12 protein-coding genes and 1 pseudogene are annotated in these 18,330 nt (G+C 54.6%); 3 read left to right on the top strand and 10 right to left on the bottom strand.

The window, feature by feature from the left end; translation table 11 throughout:
• Window positions 1-38 precede the first annotated feature (38 nt).
• Window positions 39-1,253 carry a maltose/maltodextrin ABC transporter substrate-binding protein MalE gene (gene malE, locus ASF13_RS13960; RefSeq protein WP_056237216.1) on the bottom strand — a complete coding sequence of 405 codons (1,215 nt, stop codon included), beginning with the start codon at window positions 1,251-1,253 and terminating at the stop codon, window positions 39-41.
• Window positions 1,254-1,629: 376 nt separating this feature from the next.
• Here malE and malK point away from each other — a divergent pair, with 376 nt between their 5' ends.
• From malK to malM, 3 genes are all read left to right on the top strand, one after another.
• Window positions 1,630-2,739, top strand: coding sequence for a maltose/maltodextrin ABC transporter ATP-binding protein MalK (malK, locus tag ASF13_RS13955; RefSeq protein WP_056237214.1), 1,110 nt, complete (start codon window positions 1,630-1,632; stop codon window positions 2,737-2,739).
• Window positions 2,740-2,769: 30 nt separating this feature from the next.
• Complete coding sequence (locus ASF13_RS13950; protein ID WP_056237212.1) at window positions 2,770-4,065, top strand: maltoporin; 1,296 nt, start codon at window positions 2,770-2,772, stop codon at window positions 4,063-4,065.
• Window positions 4,066-4,149: 84 nt separating this feature from the next.
• The gene (gene malM / locus ASF13_RS13945; protein ID WP_056237210.1) at window positions 4,150-5,046 is read left to right on the top strand and encodes a maltose operon protein MalM; all 897 of its coding nucleotides are present in this window, start codon (window positions 4,150-4,152) and stop codon (window positions 5,044-5,046) included.
• 178 nt (window positions 5,047-5,224) lie between these two features.
• Here the strand turns inward: malM and ASF13_RS13940 are convergent, their stop codons facing one another.
• The 9 genes and pseudogenes from ASF13_RS13940 to ASF13_RS13910 all read right to left on the bottom strand — a co-directional run bounded on the left by ASF13_RS13940 (window position 5,225) and on the right by ASF13_RS13910 (window position 18,282).
• Window positions 5,225-5,548: a type II toxin-antitoxin system RelE/ParE family toxin gene (locus ASF13_RS13940; protein ID WP_056237207.1), complete on the bottom strand. Its 324-nt coding sequence runs from the start codon at window positions 5,546-5,548 to the stop codon at window positions 5,225-5,227.
• Window positions 5,548-5,799, bottom strand: coding sequence for a type II toxin-antitoxin system Phd/YefM family antitoxin (locus ASF13_RS13935; RefSeq protein WP_056237204.1), 252 nt, complete (start codon window positions 5,797-5,799; stop codon window positions 5,548-5,550). Before ASF13_RS13935 ends, ASF13_RS13940 begins: the two co-directional genes overlap by 1 nt.
• Window positions 5,800-6,018: 219 nt before the next feature.
• Window positions 6,019-6,780, bottom strand: a complete 762-nt coding sequence (locus ASF13_RS13930) for a DNA-binding transcriptional regulator YciT (RefSeq protein ID WP_056237202.1) — start codon at window positions 6,778-6,780, stop codon at window positions 6,019-6,021.
• Window positions 6,781-6,883: 103 nt separating this feature from the next.
• Entirely contained in the window at window positions 6,884-8,143 is a 1,260-nt protein-coding gene (locus ASF13_RS13925; protein ID WP_056237201.1) for a DUF1479 domain-containing protein, read from the bottom strand.
• A gap of 651 nt (window positions 8,144-8,794) precedes the next feature.
• The gene (locus ASF13_RS24385; protein ID WP_156365598.1) at window positions 8,795-9,118 is read right to left on the bottom strand and encodes a hypothetical protein; all 324 of its coding nucleotides are present in this window, start codon (window positions 9,116-9,118) and stop codon (window positions 8,795-8,797) included.
• Window positions 9,119-9,132: 14 nt separating this feature from the next.
• On the bottom strand, window positions 9,133-14,238 hold the full coding sequence (locus ASF13_RS13920) for a DUF637 domain-containing protein (protein WP_162237197.1): 5,106 nt from the start codon (window positions 14,236-14,238) through the stop codon (window positions 9,133-9,135).
• 60 nt (window positions 14,239-14,298) lie between these two features.
• The gene (locus ASF13_RS13915; protein WP_146005425.1) at window positions 14,299-15,948 is read right to left on the bottom strand and encodes a ShlB/FhaC/HecB family hemolysin secretion/activation protein; all 1,650 of its coding nucleotides are present in this window, start codon (window positions 15,946-15,948) and stop codon (window positions 14,299-14,301) included.
• 345 nt (window positions 15,949-16,293) lie between these two features.
• Window positions 16,294-16,706: pseudogene (locus ASF13_RS23605) on the bottom strand (helix-turn-helix domain-containing protein); the annotation flags it as partial.
• Window positions 16,707-16,884: 178 nt separating this feature from the next.
• Window positions 16,885-18,282, bottom strand: a complete 1,398-nt coding sequence (locus tag ASF13_RS13910) for an ISNCY family transposase (RefSeq protein ID WP_056237197.1) — start codon at window positions 18,280-18,282, stop codon at window positions 16,885-16,887.
• Window positions 18,283-18,330: the final 48 nt, after the last annotated feature.

The following is an 18,330-nucleotide window of genomic DNA, read 5'->3' as shown; positions in this document are numbered from 1 at the left end:
TGTTTCATGACTTCAACGGCATCAGCTGGTGAGGTGATTTATCTGGTAATGCGTGACTCAGCGTCCTGCAGCGCCTGCGATACGGTCTGACGGCCGTTCACCGCGTTGATAATAGCGCTGCGTTCGGCATACCAGAACGCGCTCATCTGCGGGATGTTCGGCATGATTTCACCGTTTTTCGAGTTGGCCATGGTGGCGGCGATGCGCGGATCCTTCTCCAGCGTTTGCTGGTACGATTTCAGCGCCACCGCCCCGAGCGGTTTGTCTTTGTTGACCGAGCCCAGACCCTCGTCGGTGATCAGGTAGTTTTCCAGGAACTCTTTGGCCAGCTCCTTGTTCGGGCTGGCGGCGTTAATGCCGGCGGTCAGCACGCCAACGAACGGCTTAGAGGGTTTGCCGTGGAAGGAGGGCAGCAGCGCCACGCCGTAGTTGATTTTGCTCTTATCGAGGTTTGACCACGCCCACGGCCCGTCGATGGTCATCGCGGTCTGGCCCTTGTTAAAGGCCGCTTCGGCGATCGAGTAGTCGGTGTCGGCGTTAATGTGTTTGTTCTTCACCAGATCGATAATGAACTGCAGGCCGGCGCGGGAGCCGTCGTTATTCACCCCGGTGTCTTTGATGTTGTATTTGCCGTTTTCATACCTCCAGGCATATCCGCCGTCGGCGGCGATGAGGGGCCAGGTGAAGTAGGGTTCCTGCAGGTTCCACATGATGGCGCTTTTGCCTCGGGCGCGCAGTGAGGTGTCCAGCGCCGGGATCTCTTCCCAGGTTTTCGGCGCCTCTTTGATCAGGTCTTTGTTGTAAATCAGCGACAGCGCTTCCACCGCCACCGGGTAGCCGATCAGCTTGCCGTTAAAGGTGACGGCGTCCCAGGTGAACGGGAACAGTTTGTCTTTAAACGCCTGATCCGGGCTGATTTCCGCCAGCAGGCCGGACTCGGCGTAACCGCCGAAACGGTCGTGCGCCCAGAAAATAATGTCAGGGCCGCCGCCGGTGGCCGCCACCTGCGGATACTTCTCTTCCAGCTTGTCCGGGTGTTCAACCGTGACTTTGATGCCGGTCTCTTTTTCAAACCGCTTACCGACTTCCGCCAGGCCGTTATAGCCTTTGTCACCGTTGATCCAGACAACCAGCTTGCCTTCTTCAATTCTGGCAAAGGCGGAAGAGGACAACACCATCGATGCCAGCGCGGACACGGCCAGGGCATGTTTAACGATTTGTTTAATGGAAGGGGCCTTAATGCTGAGAGTCATAATCCAGTCCTTTTATTCTCTGTTAGGAGTCGGTAATGCTGATGTCACAGACGCAATGACAGGGTACCGCGCCAGTGTGGATTCAACCCGGCGCGGCTTCATCATCCCCCCCTCTACGCCCCCACCGCACAGAGTGTGATCCCACCGACACTCTCTGGCGTTATGTGGCTTACCGCGCAGCAATCCCCTTCATTTTTTGCAACCCCGATCACAAATTTGCCACCCGGCCGGAACTTTTTTGCGGCTGCCTGTCTCGCCGTTCCTCCCTGCGCCTCCGCCGTGAAAAACTTTGTTACGGATGATTACCCTTATCCGCTAATCCCTCACTCTTCGTTGCATCGAGTTTTCCCGCAGGCGTCAGGTACAGGAGTTCAGCATGGCGAGCGTTTCCCTTAACGGCGTGTACAAGGCCTTTGATAAAACGGTGATCTCCAGCGACATCAACCTGGAGATTAAAGAAGGCGAGTTCGTGGTGTTTGTCGGCCCCTCCGGCTGCGGTAAGTCCACGCTGCTGCGCATGATTGCCGGCCTGGAGGACATTACCTCCGGTGAGTTGAAAATTGGCGACCGGCGTATGAACGAGGTACCGCCCGCCGGGCGCGGTATCGGCATGGTCTTCCAGTCCTATGCGTTGTATCCCCACCTGTCGGTGGCCGAGAACATGTCGTTCGGCCTGAAGCTGGCCGGGGCGAAGAAAGCCGACATCGCCCAGCGGGTGAATCAGGTCTCCGAGGTGCTACAGCTGGCGCACCTGCTCGAACGCCGCCCGAAAGCCCTGTCGGGTGGGCAGCGCCAGCGCGTGGCGATTGGCCGCACGCTGGTGGCGGAACCGACGGTTTTCCTGCTGGATGAACCGCTCTCCAACCTGGATGCCGCGCTGCGCGTGCAGATGCGCATTGAGATCTCGCGTCTGCATAAGCGCCTGAAGCGCACCATGATCTACGTGACCCACGACCAGGTCGAAGCGATGACGCTGGCCGACAAAATCGTGGTGCTCGACGCCGGGCATATCGCCCAGGTCGGCAAACCGCTTGAGCTGTATCACTACCCGGCAAACCGTTTTGTCGCCGGGTTTATCGGCTCGCCAAAGATGAATTTCCTGTCGGTCAAAGTCACCGGTGCGGAGCCGCAGCGCGTGCAGGTTGAGCTGCCCAACGGCCAGCGGGTCTGGCTGCCGGTCGAGGGCAGCGGCGTCATCGTCGGCAGCAACCTGTCGCTGGGCGTGCGCCCTGAACATCTGCTGCCGGGCGACGTCGCTGAGGTGACGCTGTCCGGTGAGGTCCAGGTGGTTGAGCAGCTGGGCAACGAAACCCAGATTCATATCCAAATTCCGGCCATCCGTCAGAACCTGGTCTACCGCCAGAATGACGTGGTGCTGGTAGAAGAAGGTGCAACATTCGCCATCGGTTTGCCGCCACACCGCTGCCATCTGTTCCGCGAAGACGGAACGGCATGTCGCCGGCTGCATCCCGAACCCGGCGTCTGAAAGCACGCGATCCCCCTACAGGAGAAAAAGATGACAACAATGCGTAAAGCTTCCCTGTCGCTGGCAGTGGCTGCGGGTATCCTCTCGACGCCCGCCCTGGCGGTTGATTTCACCGGCTATGCCCGTTCCGGGATTGGCTGGTCCGGCAGCGGCGGCGAGCAGCAGTGCTTCAAGGCCACCGGCGCCGACAGCAAATACCGTCTGGGCAACGAGTGTGAGACCTATGCCGAGTTAAAGCTGGGCCAGGAAGTGTGGAAAGAGGGGGATAAGAGCTTCTACTTCGATACCAACGTGGCCTACTCCGTCTCACAGCAGAACGACTGGGAGTCAACCGACCCGGCCTTCCGCGAAGCCAACGTAAAGGGGAAAAACCTGATCGACTGGCTGCCGGGCTCCACCATCTGGGCTGGTAAGCGCTTCTATCAGCGCCATGACGTGCATATGATCGACTTCTACTACTGGGATATCTCGGGCCCGGGCGCCGGTCTGGAAGATATCGACCTCGGCTTTGGTAAGCTGTCGCTGGCCGCAACGCGCAACACCGAGAGCGGCGGTTCGTTCGGCTATATCGCCGACCAGCGTAATGAAGTTGCCACCTCTAACGACGTGTTCGACGTGCGCCTGGCCGGGCTGAACACCAACCCGGGCGGCGTGCTGGAGCTGGGCGTCGATTACGGCCGGGCCAACGCGCGCGACGGCTACTCGCTGGCTGATGATGCCACCAAAGACGGCTGGTTGCTGACGGCGGAGCACACGCAGAGCATCTGGAACGGCTTTAACAAGTTTGTGGTGCAGTATGCCGCCGACGCGATGACCGATCCGGGGCAGGGCGCGGCGAACGGCCACGCCAACGGCGCGGCGATCAACAACAACGGCAGCATGGTGCGCGTGCTGGACCACGGTGCGATGGACTTCAACGACACCTGGAGCCTGATGTACGTCGGGATGTACCAGGACGTTGACCGTGACAACAACAACGGCACCACCTGGTACACCGTGGGTATGCGCCCGATGTACAAATGGACGCCGATCATGAGCACCCTGCTGGAGGTGGGCTACGACAACGTCAAGTCGCAGCGTACCGGCGACCGCAACGGTCAGTATAAAGTGACTCTGGCCCAGCAGTGGCAGGCGGGCAGCAGCATCTGGTCACGCCCGGCCATCCGCGTGTTTGCCACCTATGCCAACTGGGACGAGAAGTGGGGCTACAACACCGATAGCGGTGCCGGCAACGGGTTAGCGATGAACGACACCAGCGCCCGTACCTTCAGCCGCGGCAATGACGATGAAGTCACCTTCGGCGCGCAGATGGAAGTGTGGTGGTAGCGTTTTACATGAGCTGAGACGTGCTGGCTGGTGGATTATCGGTGGATATCCGCCAGCCTTTATTGTGAGCAAAAGGAAACCACGATGAGAAAAAATCTGCTGTCGCTGTGTCTGTCGCTGAGCCTGATGGCGGCGTCGCCTGCCCTGGTGGCTGCCGCGCAGAATGATGTGAATACCGCACCGGCGATCGCCAGCCAGACCCTGCGCAACCTGTCATGGACGCCGCTGGTGCCGCCGGTGACGCAGGACGTCACGCTGGGAACCGCCAGCGCTGAAATTAATCAGGGGGATATCCAGGGCGCGGTGGCGGCCTTTGCCCTGCCTGCCGATCGGGGATCGCTGGAGATCACCCTGACCAGCATTGCCGCCGGCAAAACGCTGTATGCGCCGAATGTGTTAGTGCTGGATGAACAGATGCGCCCGGCGGCCTTTTACCCTTCAGGCTATTTCCCGTATCAGCAGCCGGGGATTGTCTCCAGCGACCGGCTGGAAGGCACCCTCAAGCTGACGCCGGCGCTGGGACAGAAGCAGATTTTCCTGCTGGTCTACACCACGCGTCAGGATCTGGCCGGCAGCACGCAGATGGTTAACCCGGCGAAAGCCTATGCGGCGGGCGTGGGTAACGCCGTGCCGGATATTCCCGATCCGGTGGCGCGCCATACGCCGACCGGCACGCTGAGCCTGAAGGTAACCGCCGAACAGAAAACCGGCAACGTGATGATTGGCCAGATCTTCCCGGCACCGGCCCCGGCAGCCGCACCGGTGGTGGTGGGCAGCAGCGTGCCTGCGGCGGCACCAGCACCAGCCCCGGTCAAACCGGATGCGCCGATGCTCGACGATTCCGAAAGCTACTTTAACGATGCGATCAGGAAAGCAGTGAAGGTGGGCGATGTCGATAAGGCGCTGAAGCTGCTGGATGAGGCGGAACGGCTTGGATCAAAAACCGCACGTAAAACCTTTATTGCCAGCGTGAAGTCGTGATCTGCGGGCTTTTACGTTGGTGGGTGAGTATCAGGGAGGCGCAGTGCGTTAGTCACATGGGGCGTGCCGGGTTTGCCGCTGGTGAACCCGGGGATCTGGCTCAGATATCGAGTGGCCGGGGAAGCGGTGGCCTTTGGCAGAACGGCGGCGTGTATGCTGGCCTATTATCCTCGCACGGTTATTTTCCGGCCAGCCGCCTGTTCAGGTCTTCGTAGATCTCGTCGCGTCTGTCGACGGCAACCACGGTAACCGTAACCCTGACGTTTCCCGCGTCATCAGAGGTGACGGTATACGCCAGCCGGAAGCCGTCGTTTCTCAGTTTGATTTTGTAGCAGTTATGCTGGAGAGAAAGCCGGTTGGCCGGCATCGTCAGCGCTTCATATGACGCCGCGCGCTTCTTCAGCACTTTGGCAAACTTCTCCCGGATAGACGGGTTCAGAGAGTCCCACTCTTTTTTGGCCAGCGCCTTAAACTTCAGAGTGGCCTTGAAGGTATCGGACATCAGAGATCGTCCCAGCTTACGTCGAGCTCGTCGTCTCCGGCTCTGTCCAGCGCTTTTTGCAGCAGCAGCGCATCGCTCACGTGCTCGAACATCAGCTCAAACATCGCCGGCGGCACGCAGTAAAACGCGGGTTTGTTGTGGTTGAGCACGGCAACGGGTTCGCCGTGCGACTCGTTCATAGCGGCCGTCGGGTTCTTTTTGAACTCGGTGATGGACGCGGTTTTTCTACTCAGAATGTTTTCGGTGATCATGCATCCTCCGGGCAGCGTATCAGGCGTAACTCAGCACTGATAATAGCGCTTTTTTTAGAGCTTTAAAAGGTGCTTTTAAAAGCACTAAAAGTATCGTAATCCCGTAAAAGACGTTAAAGAGGTCGAATCAATCGCGGCCGCACTTATAGAACGGCGCCGTAAAACAGCGATGGTGTGAGCCGTCGGCCCGGACCTGTCCGGCCGGGCTGGCGATGGAAATCACCCGGGCTGGTGGCTCTCAGCAACCAGATCTAACCGGATATTTTGTTTAATTAACAGCTTCCTGGCATCATCAGGGATGGCATCATCAGTGATCACCTGGTTGAAAGTATGCTCAATTGAAACAGGGTAGGGGTGGACCAGGCCAAACTTGGATGAGTCGGTTAATGCCACCCTGTGGGTGACTTTTCCCATCACCGCATTAACAACATCACATCGCAGCATATTTCGTCCGGTAAACCCTGTTTGCGGATGCCAGCCGTCGACGCCGATAAAGGCCTTGTGGAAGTGTAACTGCTGGATGCAATAGCGTGCTAACGGACCGACAACGGATTCACTGCTCTTCTGTAACTGGCCACCGATAATGATCACTTCACACTGGGAATCCCTTAACAGGTGAGCAATGTAATGGCTTACCGTAATGATGGTTAAGTTCGATCGGGTTGCCAGCGTTCTGGCCAGCAGGGCATTGGTGCTGCCTCCCTCAATGAACACGGATTCGCCATCAACAATTTGAGAAGCGGCAAACTCAGCGATTGACTGTTTCACGCTGTATCTTGTCCGCAGGCGCGAACTGACGTCATCACTGTCTGGCGTAACCGCCGAACCATGAATACGTTTCAGGAAGTTACTTTTTTCAAGCGTGTTCAGGTCCTGACGAATGGTGACTTCAGAAACGCCGGTTAGCTGAGACAGTTCGCTGACGCTGACGCTGCCTCTTTCATTGACTAACCGTATTATCTGTTCGTGTCTGTTGTTCATTTCAGTTCAGGCTTGCAGGGATAAGTACGTCGAGTCTAGCAGATTCATAGATAACAAGCAGTTGCCCTGTTCGTTATCGGACAGGGCAACTCTGCGATCGCGATCAGCTAAGCCCCAGGCTTCTTTTGCCGATGGCGTTTAAATCAGCCGTGGTGAAACGCGACTGCCAGTCCTGTTCGTAATTCTCGCGGGGGAAGTCTGCCGGCGACGCTCCTTTGTCCAGAGCATCGGCAACGCTTCGTGCATAAGCCAGGTTTTTCTCACACAGCGGTGCTGCAGGAATATACATCACATTGCCCCAGCCCTGCTGATCCTCGACCGGCGCAACGGAATGAATGATATCGCAATGCCACCAGACCGAGTCCCCGGCCTGTAATGCAGGAATTGAACACAGCCCTTCGACCAGGTCAGGATGCCACTGCGCTGAAATGGGCAGAACTTTACCCGGCCCAACGCCGCAGAGTTCATCTTCCGGAACATCCTTCAGTAAGGGGCGCAGAAGAACATACGCCATCGCCACCGGCACAGGGACGACGTGCAACAGGCCCTGGCCGATCGCCATATCTGACAGCGCCGTCCATCCCTGGAACGTCCTGAAAGCTGAGCATTTAGTCGTATTATCAACGTCATACTCATTCACTTCTGAACGGTATGCCGCATCCCAGGGATCGTAATCGTCGAACTGACCGGTGAAGATTTTACGGAAGACCTTCTGATAAGCCGGGAGTAACCAGCGTTCCAGCGCGCCTGAGTCGGTATGCGCGCCAAGCCCCTTCGATGTGGTCCCCGGCAGGCGGCGACGGATACGGTCCGGATAAATGATGTTCACATCCGGATCGAACCAGCTGATGCCCGCAGATTCAAATTTCCAGAGACGATTCAGAAAAGACTGCGTCAGCGCCATCGCGCTGCTTTGACGCGCCTCCATTTGCGCATGTGACCAGTAAATGGGGTATATCTCCGGGCGGGAAGCCTCGAGACTGCCAAAGAATGCGTCGCCAGGGCCTTTGTACTGCGCATCGAAATCATTGCGCTCAAGATACTCAAGCATGGAGCGATCCCAGGCCAGGGCCTTACTCCGTTCAAAGTTCTGGCGAACCACAAGGCAGCCACGGCGTCTGATATGCTCAACGGCTTCCGGGCTCACTCTCTTTTCAGCGATATCAGCCCAGCTGACCTCCGGCCATGCCGTGCCATATCTTGCTTCATCGGCTTTTGCCGCTGCAATCTCCTGAATAATCCTGGTTTTTACTTTCTGGAACACCCCTTCAACGTCTCCGATTTGCTGACGAAGCTGTTGTTTCATCAGGCGGATACTGGCCTTGTGGTCTTCTGGCAGTGTGGTCGATGTAAAAACGTTCATGGTAACTCCTCCGGATTAAGCTGCATCATTTTCCGAACGAATATCAAAAAACCTTCGTTCGTAAGTTTTGTTGCTTCGAATGCTAACAAGGATGCAACATGAAGGTGGTGATTCCCGTCACATTTTTGTTGCGAACTGAGGTATTGGAGGCCGGTTATCGGCTGTAGTAACCGGCTGGAAGGCTCTATGATGCTGATGCTGATGCTGATGCTGATGCCGGAGCTGGGCCAGAATTCCTGCTGGGCTACATGACATGTCAGGGTCTGGCTGGTGGTGGGCGCGGGGAATATTAACGGGAGGCAGTAACCACTTCTTACCAATTAAGAGAACAACCGGAACTGAATCTGTCCGCACAGTAATGCGCTATTGTGCCGCGTAGTCTGGGATAACTGTGCGATGGTCTTCACCGGAGGGAACGGCGCTGACGCAAGGCTAGCCCCCGTGGAAGCACCCGCTGGTGCTCCGAGAAAGGTGGATAGCTTGATGCATTGTGTTCCGTTTAACGGAGGGAGGGGGAGGCATAATGTTATTTTTATTATCGACTAACAGGTATAGTTTTTATTTTTTGGCTCGGTGTGTTGATCCATAAAAATAATCTTCTATACCTGCTTATTCACTTGTCTGTTATATATTTTCTTCAGTCTTACTTTGCTAAGAAGTTGGCCATGTCATTCCGTTGGTAAATCTTTCATACCAGTATTTTCTGGTGAAATCATCCTGTTGATCAAGTTCATAAACATAGCCCCGTAATTTTTCATTTAATGGAAATTTGTACTTGTACTGACAGATTGCAAGTGCGTTCTGTATACTAAAAAGTTCATCAATCAGCAGTTGACTTTCATCAAATGATAATTGGCTAATTTTTTGAATGATTTCGGTGCATCTTTTTTCATAATGCAAGAGATGTAACTCAATCGAACCGCGTAGATCTCGATATCGAATGAGCTCTTCCTGCATTACTGGCCAAATATCCATGTTTATCCTCAAATTTATTTTTTCAGTGGTTGAATGTGGCCAATTTGGCCTGTAGTGGGATTATACACCATTTCAATGCCTCCGACTTCATATCTCATATATCCGGGGGCCCCTCTAGGGTCTTGCATGACTTTAGGGTTACTGTTGAGTATCTCCCTGGCCTGAAGGAACGGCGCTTTTCTACCTTGTTGCCACAAACGGTCGTAGTAACTTGTACTTATTTTTAGCCCGTCGGCTACGTAGAATCCATTTTCTAAAGTAATAGGCCTGCCATTAACATTCCCCTTTCTCGAACCTAAGACAATTGCACCCACTGCTAACATATTATGCACGGATGTTAATGTTGAATTAGATAATCCAAATTTATTTCTTGCCTCACTTATCCACTGGTTTTTTGCAAAAGTTTCACTATCAGTAATACTATCATTTACGGTGTAAGTGAATAACTGCTCTATGTAATTTTCAGTGTGCGCAGGGTAATTTCCATATCTGTTTTTTGATTTGCTCACCCAATAATCTGATAGAATACTATCTTCATATAATGTGATTGGATATTTTTTCATTAAGGTGTCATAAAAATCTCTCTCAACTGAGCTTAATGCTTCCTGATAGGTGCAATTTGTCTGGCGACATGATGCAGCCAATAGTTTTTCTTCAGATATCTTATCTCCTTTAGATAGTTCTTTTATGGCGATTAATTCATCTTGATGTAACTGTCGGTTAAACCTCTCTATTATCTCCGCTGCGTTGGCACCACTATTTACTCCGTTAGCCTGGTTAGTTGCCAGCGCTCCGGCCAAAGCCCCTGCTACACGGCTGATCTGTGCATCTCGTTCCCGCCAGCCTACAGTTTTAAAAAGATTGTCATTAATTATAATCCCAGCTAACTCTGCTGCCAGTGCTCCTGCTACCGCACCTTTAACATTTCCTTGGCCAATTTCAGCGGCAATGCCTGAGACAACCATATGTGACAAAGTCTTTCCAGGAATCCCTAATACTCCCCCGCGGTCTCCAACAAATTTCGCACCTTCAGCATTAATCTGATCGGCAACATTACTCAGCAATGCGCTTGTTAACTGATCTTTAAAACTGCCGCCATTGATTGTGGTATTCAGGCTTGAACTGAGGATGGATTGTCCTGCCACACGCTGGACTATTTTACCCCAGTCACCCTTACTCAGAAGTGGAAGCTTTGTGGACGATGCTGTGGCATTAATACCAAATACTGCCTGGTCAAAACCCGCCAGGGTTCCGCCAACCACCATTGAGGTCGCCAGAGATTTTACTGAAGATGAACTGCCTAACGCCTGCAGTGTCTTCGATAAGTTACCTTTGTTTTCGACCAGCGCGACGGCCGCCTGCGAGGTCAGCGCCGTCATACCGGCTGCTCCCACACCGTAAGCGGCAGCACCCGCAGTGGTTGCAGCAGCCGAGCCGCTGGCGGTAACCGCTGCTTCACCAGCCCAGGCGGCCAGCCCTGTGCCGGCGGTAACGGCCGCAACAGCTACGGCTATGATTGCTGACGCGACAGGATTCAGCGACTGGCTCTTGTAATCCCAGCTGTTGTAGGCGTCCTGCACTGGCTGCCACTGCACGTCTTTACGGGTGTTCAGTCCCTTCAGCCAGTCAGTGCCGGTGGTATTGCCGAGCAGCGTGACGGCTTCGTTCAGCGACTGTGCATTTTTTGTTTTGATATCGGCAGTGATACCGGTTGCCGCATTTACCGTCAGAATACCGCCGGTATAAACCGAGGGCATAATCCATCTGCTTTCTGTATACCCCTTATCTGCATTCTTAATCCAGAAACCTTTTGAATTGGTAATGCGCTGTTCAAAGGTGGTGTTCTTCACCGCTTCGAAAATCACTTTACCGTTGGTACTGGTCAGCGTGGCATTTTTACCGGCGTTGATTTTGCTGGCCTGGTAGGTGCTGTCATCACGGCTGAGCAGGTTTATATTGCCGTCAGCGGTAAACTCGGTGACCTTATTGGTTACCTTATGGCTGGTCTGCTTAATGGTGGTTTTTTTGCCGTACCATTTACGACTGGTGGTGGTTTTTTCGTAGCTGCTGGACTCTTCCATCGCCTGGGCATACAGGAAGCCCCCCTTCGCCGCCACGTCCATAGCGCCTTTCGCTATCAGCGAAGTCGCCTGGAAAAGAATGCTGCCGTTCGACAGCAGGGTAAGCACGCCGCCACTGTTCAGTTTACTGTTCTGCTGGGTGACCTCTTCGCTGTAGCCATCGCTACGCTCGCGGTAGATATGACTGGCCACCGCGTTAAACTCCATCTTGCCGCCGGAGCTCAGCGTCATATCACTACCGGAGGTAAACTCGGTGCCCGTTGCGATAAAGTTTTCGTTAGCTGCTGCCGTCAGTGCCTTACCGGCTTTCAGGCTGGCGGTCAGATTACGGTCATCCTTATTGTTGTCGTTCTGGCTGTCGATAGCTGACCAGGCCACTGCTGAAAGCAGCAGATCCTTACCGGCCATCAACGTGGCATTGCCTGTGGCAGCAAGTGATGCCCCCTGGGCGGTGATGTTCTGTGCGGCACTTAAAAGCAGATTGCCACTGGCGTTTACCGTACTTCGCAGTTCCGCAACACGGACGTTAGCAAACAGAGGGTCAAACTGTTCTCCTAATGGCCTTACGCTGAGGTCGACACTTTTACCGGCCAGCAAGGTGATATCCTTGCCGGCTTTAATATTGACGCCGCGAAGTGCAAGGTCGCCACCGCTGTTGATCAACACGGAATCAGTGACGTTGATGGCCCCTGCGGTGAGTAATTTATTGAAGTACTCTTGTGCCTTAGTCGCTGGCAGTGTTTCCATTGGCCGCGCGCGTTGCAAAATTGCATCATCACGGACTAACGAAATATTTCCCGCAGAGGTCATTGAAATATTTCGCCCCTGGGTAGACAACAACGCATTGTTCAAAGTAATTGACTTACCGGCACTCAGGGTCAGATCGCGGGATGCATCCAGGTTGGTCTGCCAGCGCGTTCCGTCAGTGCGGAAATAAGACGGACTGCTGCTGGTGGCTGATTTAATATCCCCCTCACGGCTGATAAGCGTGATATCCTGCGCTTTCAGGTTGCTTTGCAGCAGGTCAATATTGCTCCCGGCAGCGAGGGAAATGGCCCCTCCGGCGGTCCAGGTAGATTCCTTGACACTGGCTTTATCGCCTGCAATCAGGGTGATATCGCCGGTCGCTTTTAATCCTTCACTCAGCGTGATATTTTTGCTATTCAGTAAGATATTGTTGGCTGAAAACACTACAGGGTTTTCAATCGATGTAATGTCGCTAACCGATGCTGGGTTATAATTTGTATTACTTTTGCTGATGATTGAATTATTGAAATCTGCGGTGAGATTGCCGCCAGCCTGCAGCAGTGATGACCTGTTTGCTGTTGCTGACCAGCTACCCTCTTTTCCTTTCTGGCTGTAAATAAGGAGAAAGTATGCATTAGCAGGATCATCTTTAAAGTATGAACTGCGGGGAGCTGTTGGGTTGTAATGGTAAAGTGGGGGTTCAGGATTTGTTATACGTTCGAAATTAGCGTATTCGTTATAAGTCCCGGTTGATTCTGTAATAACTTCAAGATTGCCTCCAGTAATAATAAGGTCTTTCCCGGATTTTATCTCACTGGCGCGATTGCGAAGTTCTGATGCATTGATATATGCATTGCTGCCTGCGCTGATTTCTGCTGGTTTGTTGTCAGAAATAACAGACCATGTTTCCCTGTCGCTGTTAACTGCCAGAGATTTTTTGAAATCAATGTGACCTACCCATTTAAAACTCTTGTCATCAATGTCAGCAGTGTAATCGAATCCCACAAAATCCGTAGGGTGATTATAGAAACCAGCTCCCGCGTAGCGGTCAAAGTCCTTGTTATCTTTAGGCGCTGTAGCCATGGCAACAACTAACTTATGTCGGTCGTTATCCAGCCTGTTGGTTCGGATGATCAAATCACCGGTCGTCGTTTTGATCGTTCCGGAAAGATTGGTCAGATAGGTGGATTTATTTCCCGTCGCATCCTTCTGTATCCACAGATTTTTTCCTGCCTGAATCAGTGTTTTCTCGCCGGTGGTTCGCGCTTCGTCGCTGAAGATGCGCATATCTTCGGCGCTGCTGAACTGTCCTTCATTTGCCAGCCGGGGGCTGTCCACTGTGATATCTCTTCCAGCCTTGATGCTGCTGGCTGAAGAGATTTGCAGTTCCTTAGCCGTGATGTTGAGATCGGTTTTAACCTGGGCTGAGCCAGTGAAGGCCACCAGACCTTTGACGCTCAGGCTGATGTCTTTCTGGTTAGTGGTCAGATCGCGAAGGTTGACGCCCACGCCCTCTTCAGTCGCCACGAGACGGATCTTACCGGCGTACATGCCGCCCAGCGCTTTGGTGTCCACGGCCAGCTGCGGTTTGGTTCCTTCACCACTGACTGGCTTCAGGGTGCCATCCACGTAGCTGATGCGGTTAGCGCCCTGCGTCAGGGACAGGGTCTTTGCGTTTATTTTGCCGTTCATCTCAGTCGCACGGCTGATGATGTCGACGTAATCCGCGTTATTGCCGTCCAACCCCTTGCTGCCGATAACGACGCTGCCCTTTTTAACCTCCAGCGCTTCCATTGTGCCATCTTTACCCATGACCGGCTTGCCGGTGGTCAGCGTTACGGCGGGGGTATTAATAAACCCGCAGCCGTCACAGGTAATACCGTTCGGGTTGGCGATCATTACGTTCGCCTTGCTGCCAAACACCTCCAGCTTACCGTTCAGCTCCGATCGGCTGGCACCGGTCACTTCGTTAATAATCAGCTCTGCCGCTTTACCTTTAAGATTCAGGTTAGCGTTCAGCTGACCGGCCAGCTGAGACTTGCCCGCCGCCGTGGCGTTGTTCAGCACCGCGCCTGGCGTAGCGACATTAAAATCTTTGTAGGTGTTGTGCGAAATCCCGGCCCCGTTGGGGGGGGCTATATTCACCACCGGCACCGTGCCGGACTGCACCTGCGTACCGCTGACCGCGGCGGTAATGCCTGCCGCAATCGCCGGGTTCAGCGGCTGCAGCGCCGTCAGGTAAATCAGCAGATAGCTGGCCCCCCGGGCCAGCGGATTATTGAGTTTGTCCATCGTCATTCCCTCGAAGGATGTTAAAAAGAGCACGTTGCGGTGCCCGGCTGTGTGCTGTTGCTAAAACGTGATGCCGGCCTGCCACCACGCCACCCAGGCGTCCGGCTGCAGGCTGTCCGGCGATAAAAGGGGCTTGCCCACAGTGACCGACTGGCTGAACAGACCGCCGCTGAGGCCGAGGCCCAGCGCCGCACCGGCCACGCTGCCGCCTTCCACCCGTTCGGCTTCCTTCTGCACCCGGCCGATATCCAGCGCACCGGTCAGCGACAGGCCGCCGAAGCTTGCAGAGCTGGCAATCTGCCAGGTGAGCTCATTGCGCCAGTAGGCTCCGCGGTTGCCGGTGAGGTACTGCTCCTTAAAGCCGCGCACCGAGTACTGGCCGCCGACGGAGATCCGCTCGCTGGCCCAAAGGTTGTCCGGCGTGGTCTGGCCGTAGAAAGAGGTCAGATACCAAACGGAGGAGGAAAGCGGCAGGAAGTAGCTGGCGCTGAGGCTGTATTTGCGAAAGCCGCTGCGGGGCAGCCCTGGCCGATCGGGTGCGTCCGGCGTGGCACCCAGCACATGCAGGCCGTGGCTGAGCGACGGGCTTAATGTGAGCCACCCCCCGCCCGCGCTGCGGCTGTAGTTGAGGGTGCCGCTCAGGCCGGTTATGGTCGGGCTGCTGACGCTGAGTTTTTCTCCGGCCAGCCTGTTTTCGCTGCGCCTGCGGCTCAGCGCGGTTTCAAACGCCAGCTTCTGTCTGCCGTCACGCAGCAGGGTGCGGCCAACGGAGAAACGCTGGCTGAGAGCGCTGCCGGCATAGCGGTAGCTGGCCTGCTGCAGTGGGATCTGCTGATAGAAATCGTTCCAGCCGGTCTGCCCGCTCAGCAGCCAGTATCCGTAAGGGATGCTGACGCTGCCGGTCAGGCTGCGGCTGCGCCGGTCGTGTCGGAACTCGCCGTCGCGCGAGGCGGAAAACTGCCACAGGTCGGCCAGATGCAGCGGGTTTTCAACGGTCAGTGAGGCGGCCAGCTGTGCCGTACCGGTACTCTTCTGCCCGCTGTTGTCGGCGCTCACGCTGACACCGACGGATGATTTTTTATCTGCCGGCACCAGTACCACGCGGGAATAGCCCGGAAGCGTGCCCGGCTGAATATCAATGGTCACCTGCGCTGAACGCAGCCGGTTAAGCTGCTCAAGCCCCTGTTCCAGGTCCCGCAGGTTCAGCACCTGTTCCGCTCCTGCCGGCATCGCCATTCTTACCGCCAGCGGCGTGTCACCGTTAAGCGTGACCGACTCGATACGTCCTTCGCTGACGGCGATGATGAGCTCCCCGCCTGAAATATCCTGTTCTGGGAGCCAGGCCTGCGAGGTGATATAGCCTCTTTCCAGGTAAGCAGCGGTAGTTTCCCGTATCAGCGTGTTGATTTGCGCCAGAGTCAGGCAGCGGTTCTGCCAGGAGCGGGCAAGCGCAGCCTGCACGCCGGCCGGCAGATGAGCTGACTGACGGAAACGGATCTGCTTTACCGGATGGCAGGCATCACCGGCGTTAGCCTGTGATGAAGACGTTACGACAGGAAGGTCCGTCTGGTTCTGCAGCGACTCACGCAGCGCCTTCGCCTGTTCGAGCAGGGCTCTTTGACGGTTTTCAATAATGCTCTGATCGGCGGGGCTGAGCGTCTGAACGGCGGCCTCAGTCGCGGGGGCAAGGCAGGATAAAATCAGGAGCACGGCTGCTCCGGCACAACGTTCCCTGTTGATACACACAGCAATCTCTCTTACGATTTGCTTAAAATTTGAGCAAATTATAAATACATACAAATTTAAGTCCAGTCTTATTTACTGGCTTCTATCTTCCTGTTTTAAATGATCTTGATGGCGTATTTTTTGTAGGGGATACGATGGGTTGTTAAGGTCGATGCTCGTTTTTAACGTAAGGATGGTTCATAGCAGTTCACAGCTTATAATGTCCCCAAACGCTTTGACCGAAACAACGTTGTTTGAAAAGGGTTCGTTTTACCTCTGGCAGGGCAGCGTACGAGCAGCGATAAATCAGCCTCCATTAAACCCGAAACCCCGGTGGGCGGGCTTAACGGCGCGTGCGACGTTAAGGGCGTGATTTCCGGGGTCTTGACCACAACTCCAGAGTCCGTCAGCGGTCATCCATTTTCTCAGCGTTTCTGTCGAAATGGTAATGCCATGGCGTTCAGTGAGCTTCTCGGCTGCCAGAGAGTCGGTCCCAAATCGCTGTAGTTTTCACGCAGCAGCGTCAGAATTTTGAACCGCAGTTCATCCGGAGCACGATTATTTGCGGGTCTGCCGCGTTTCAGGGATGACAGTCCCGCAGCGCCAGACTCACGAAAGCGGTTCATTAACCGCTGTGTCTGACGTTCGGTCAAAGCAAGCTGATGAGCAGCATCACGACGGCGCATGCGCTTTTCAACAACTGACTGAATGAGGTTGATCCGACTGAGTTCTTTATCTGACATGGTCACAAGCATCCTGATGTCTCCATGGCCTGAGGATTGGATCCTTTATGCCATAAAAAGTGACATCTCTAAATGGGTTAAAAGTGACATTAGAATATTGCAGTTACACACCCTGTCTGGCCTGTTTTCAGAGGTCCGCTTTGTAGCTAAATTAAGACGTCCGCATGTGGGTCAGGTTTCAGCTCTGGCCGAAGATTTCCTTGCTCCTTGTCTGAAGTTGCTGCAGGGCTTCCAGCATGTCGTTCTGATTTAGACTTCGCTGTGATTTCTTGCCGGGTTGTTTCTTTCTGCGTGAGGTATGGCCGTCCAGTGATGGCAGGGCCTGTGAGCGGGTGTTGTCCCGCTTGTCCTGAACCAGCTTTATCATCTCCAGAGTACGTCCCAGGCGCTTGTTGTCGACGATGGCACCCTGGTCAAGTTCTCCCAGCCGGTCGTAAGTGATGAAGGGCAGGGAAGTACCATTGGCCCGGAGCTCAATAGTGCCGTCCGGATACTGCCAGACATCGATGTATTTCCCCTGAAAACGCCGGTTTCCTTCATTATCCTCAAGTAGATAAAGCTTTTTATCATACTGTAAAGTCAGGTTTTTTGAGACCTTACGCTGTTCACGCCAGGTAAATGTCGCCTGCAGGTTTTCGCCATTCTCCAGCGGGCGATGTACGTCAAAATCGTGCCGGGGCAGCTTTGCGAAGCGGCGGTTGTAATCTGCCATAAACTCATCAGCAAAGGCGTTGGGAGCTTCAGGAGTACTGATACCGCGCAACCGCAGCTCCTTGACCAGGCGGTCCTGTAATGTCAGGTGAGCCCGCTCAACGCGGCCCTTGGCTGAACTCGTATTGGCGCAGATACCGGTAATGTTCAGCTCGTTCATTGCACGGCCAAACTGGGTCTGGCCATCGCCGCCGGTAGCCTGTTTGTTGTTGATCCTGAAGACACTGGCCTTGTCGCTGTAGAACGCCAGAGGCTTGCCGTATCGCTCCAGATAACCGCGAGTGGCTTCAAAATAGGTGAAAGTAGACTCAGAACTGACGAACAGAAGCTGCATCAGCTGGCTGGTTGCATCATCGACATAAACAAGGAGCGTACAGGCCGGGCCACGATCCTCGAACCAGCGATGGTCACTGCCATCAATCTGTATCAGCTCACCAGTACAGGCGCGTCGTGGGCGAGACTGATGGACACGCGACGGTCGTAGCTTACGGGGGATCCATAAACCGGCCCGGGTCATCAGCTTACGCACGGTCTCTTTAGCAAGGTACAAATCATGAACTTCAGCGAGCTTTTCGCAGGCTAATGTCGGACCAAAATCAGCGTAACGTTCACGAATGATGCGCAATGCACGTTCGGCGAGGCCTGGCATCAGTTGTCGGTTCCCGGGCTGGCCACGACGGCGGTTAACAAGATAAAGCGGTTCGTGTTCACAGTAGCGTTCAAGCAATCGGCGGCAGTGCCTGTCAGAGATCTCCAACCGGCTGGCTGCAAGGCGTGTTGTCAGACGCCGGTCAATCACGTCCTGAAGGATCCTGAGTCGGTTCACATCGTTCATCGAGAAAAACTCCGTTCCGTATGCCGTCATGAGTCTCATCCTTTGAAAGCAGCGATCGCTGTGGTGAGACTGTAGCGC

Origin of the sequence: Erwinia sp. Leaf53 (genome assembly GCF_001422605.1) — a bacterium.
Classification (GTDB): Bacteria; Pseudomonadota; Gammaproteobacteria; order Enterobacterales; family Enterobacteriaceae; genus Erwinia.
The sequence above is the reverse complement of the archived record's forward strand: the minus strand, read 5'-3'. Positions and strand labels throughout refer to the sequence as shown.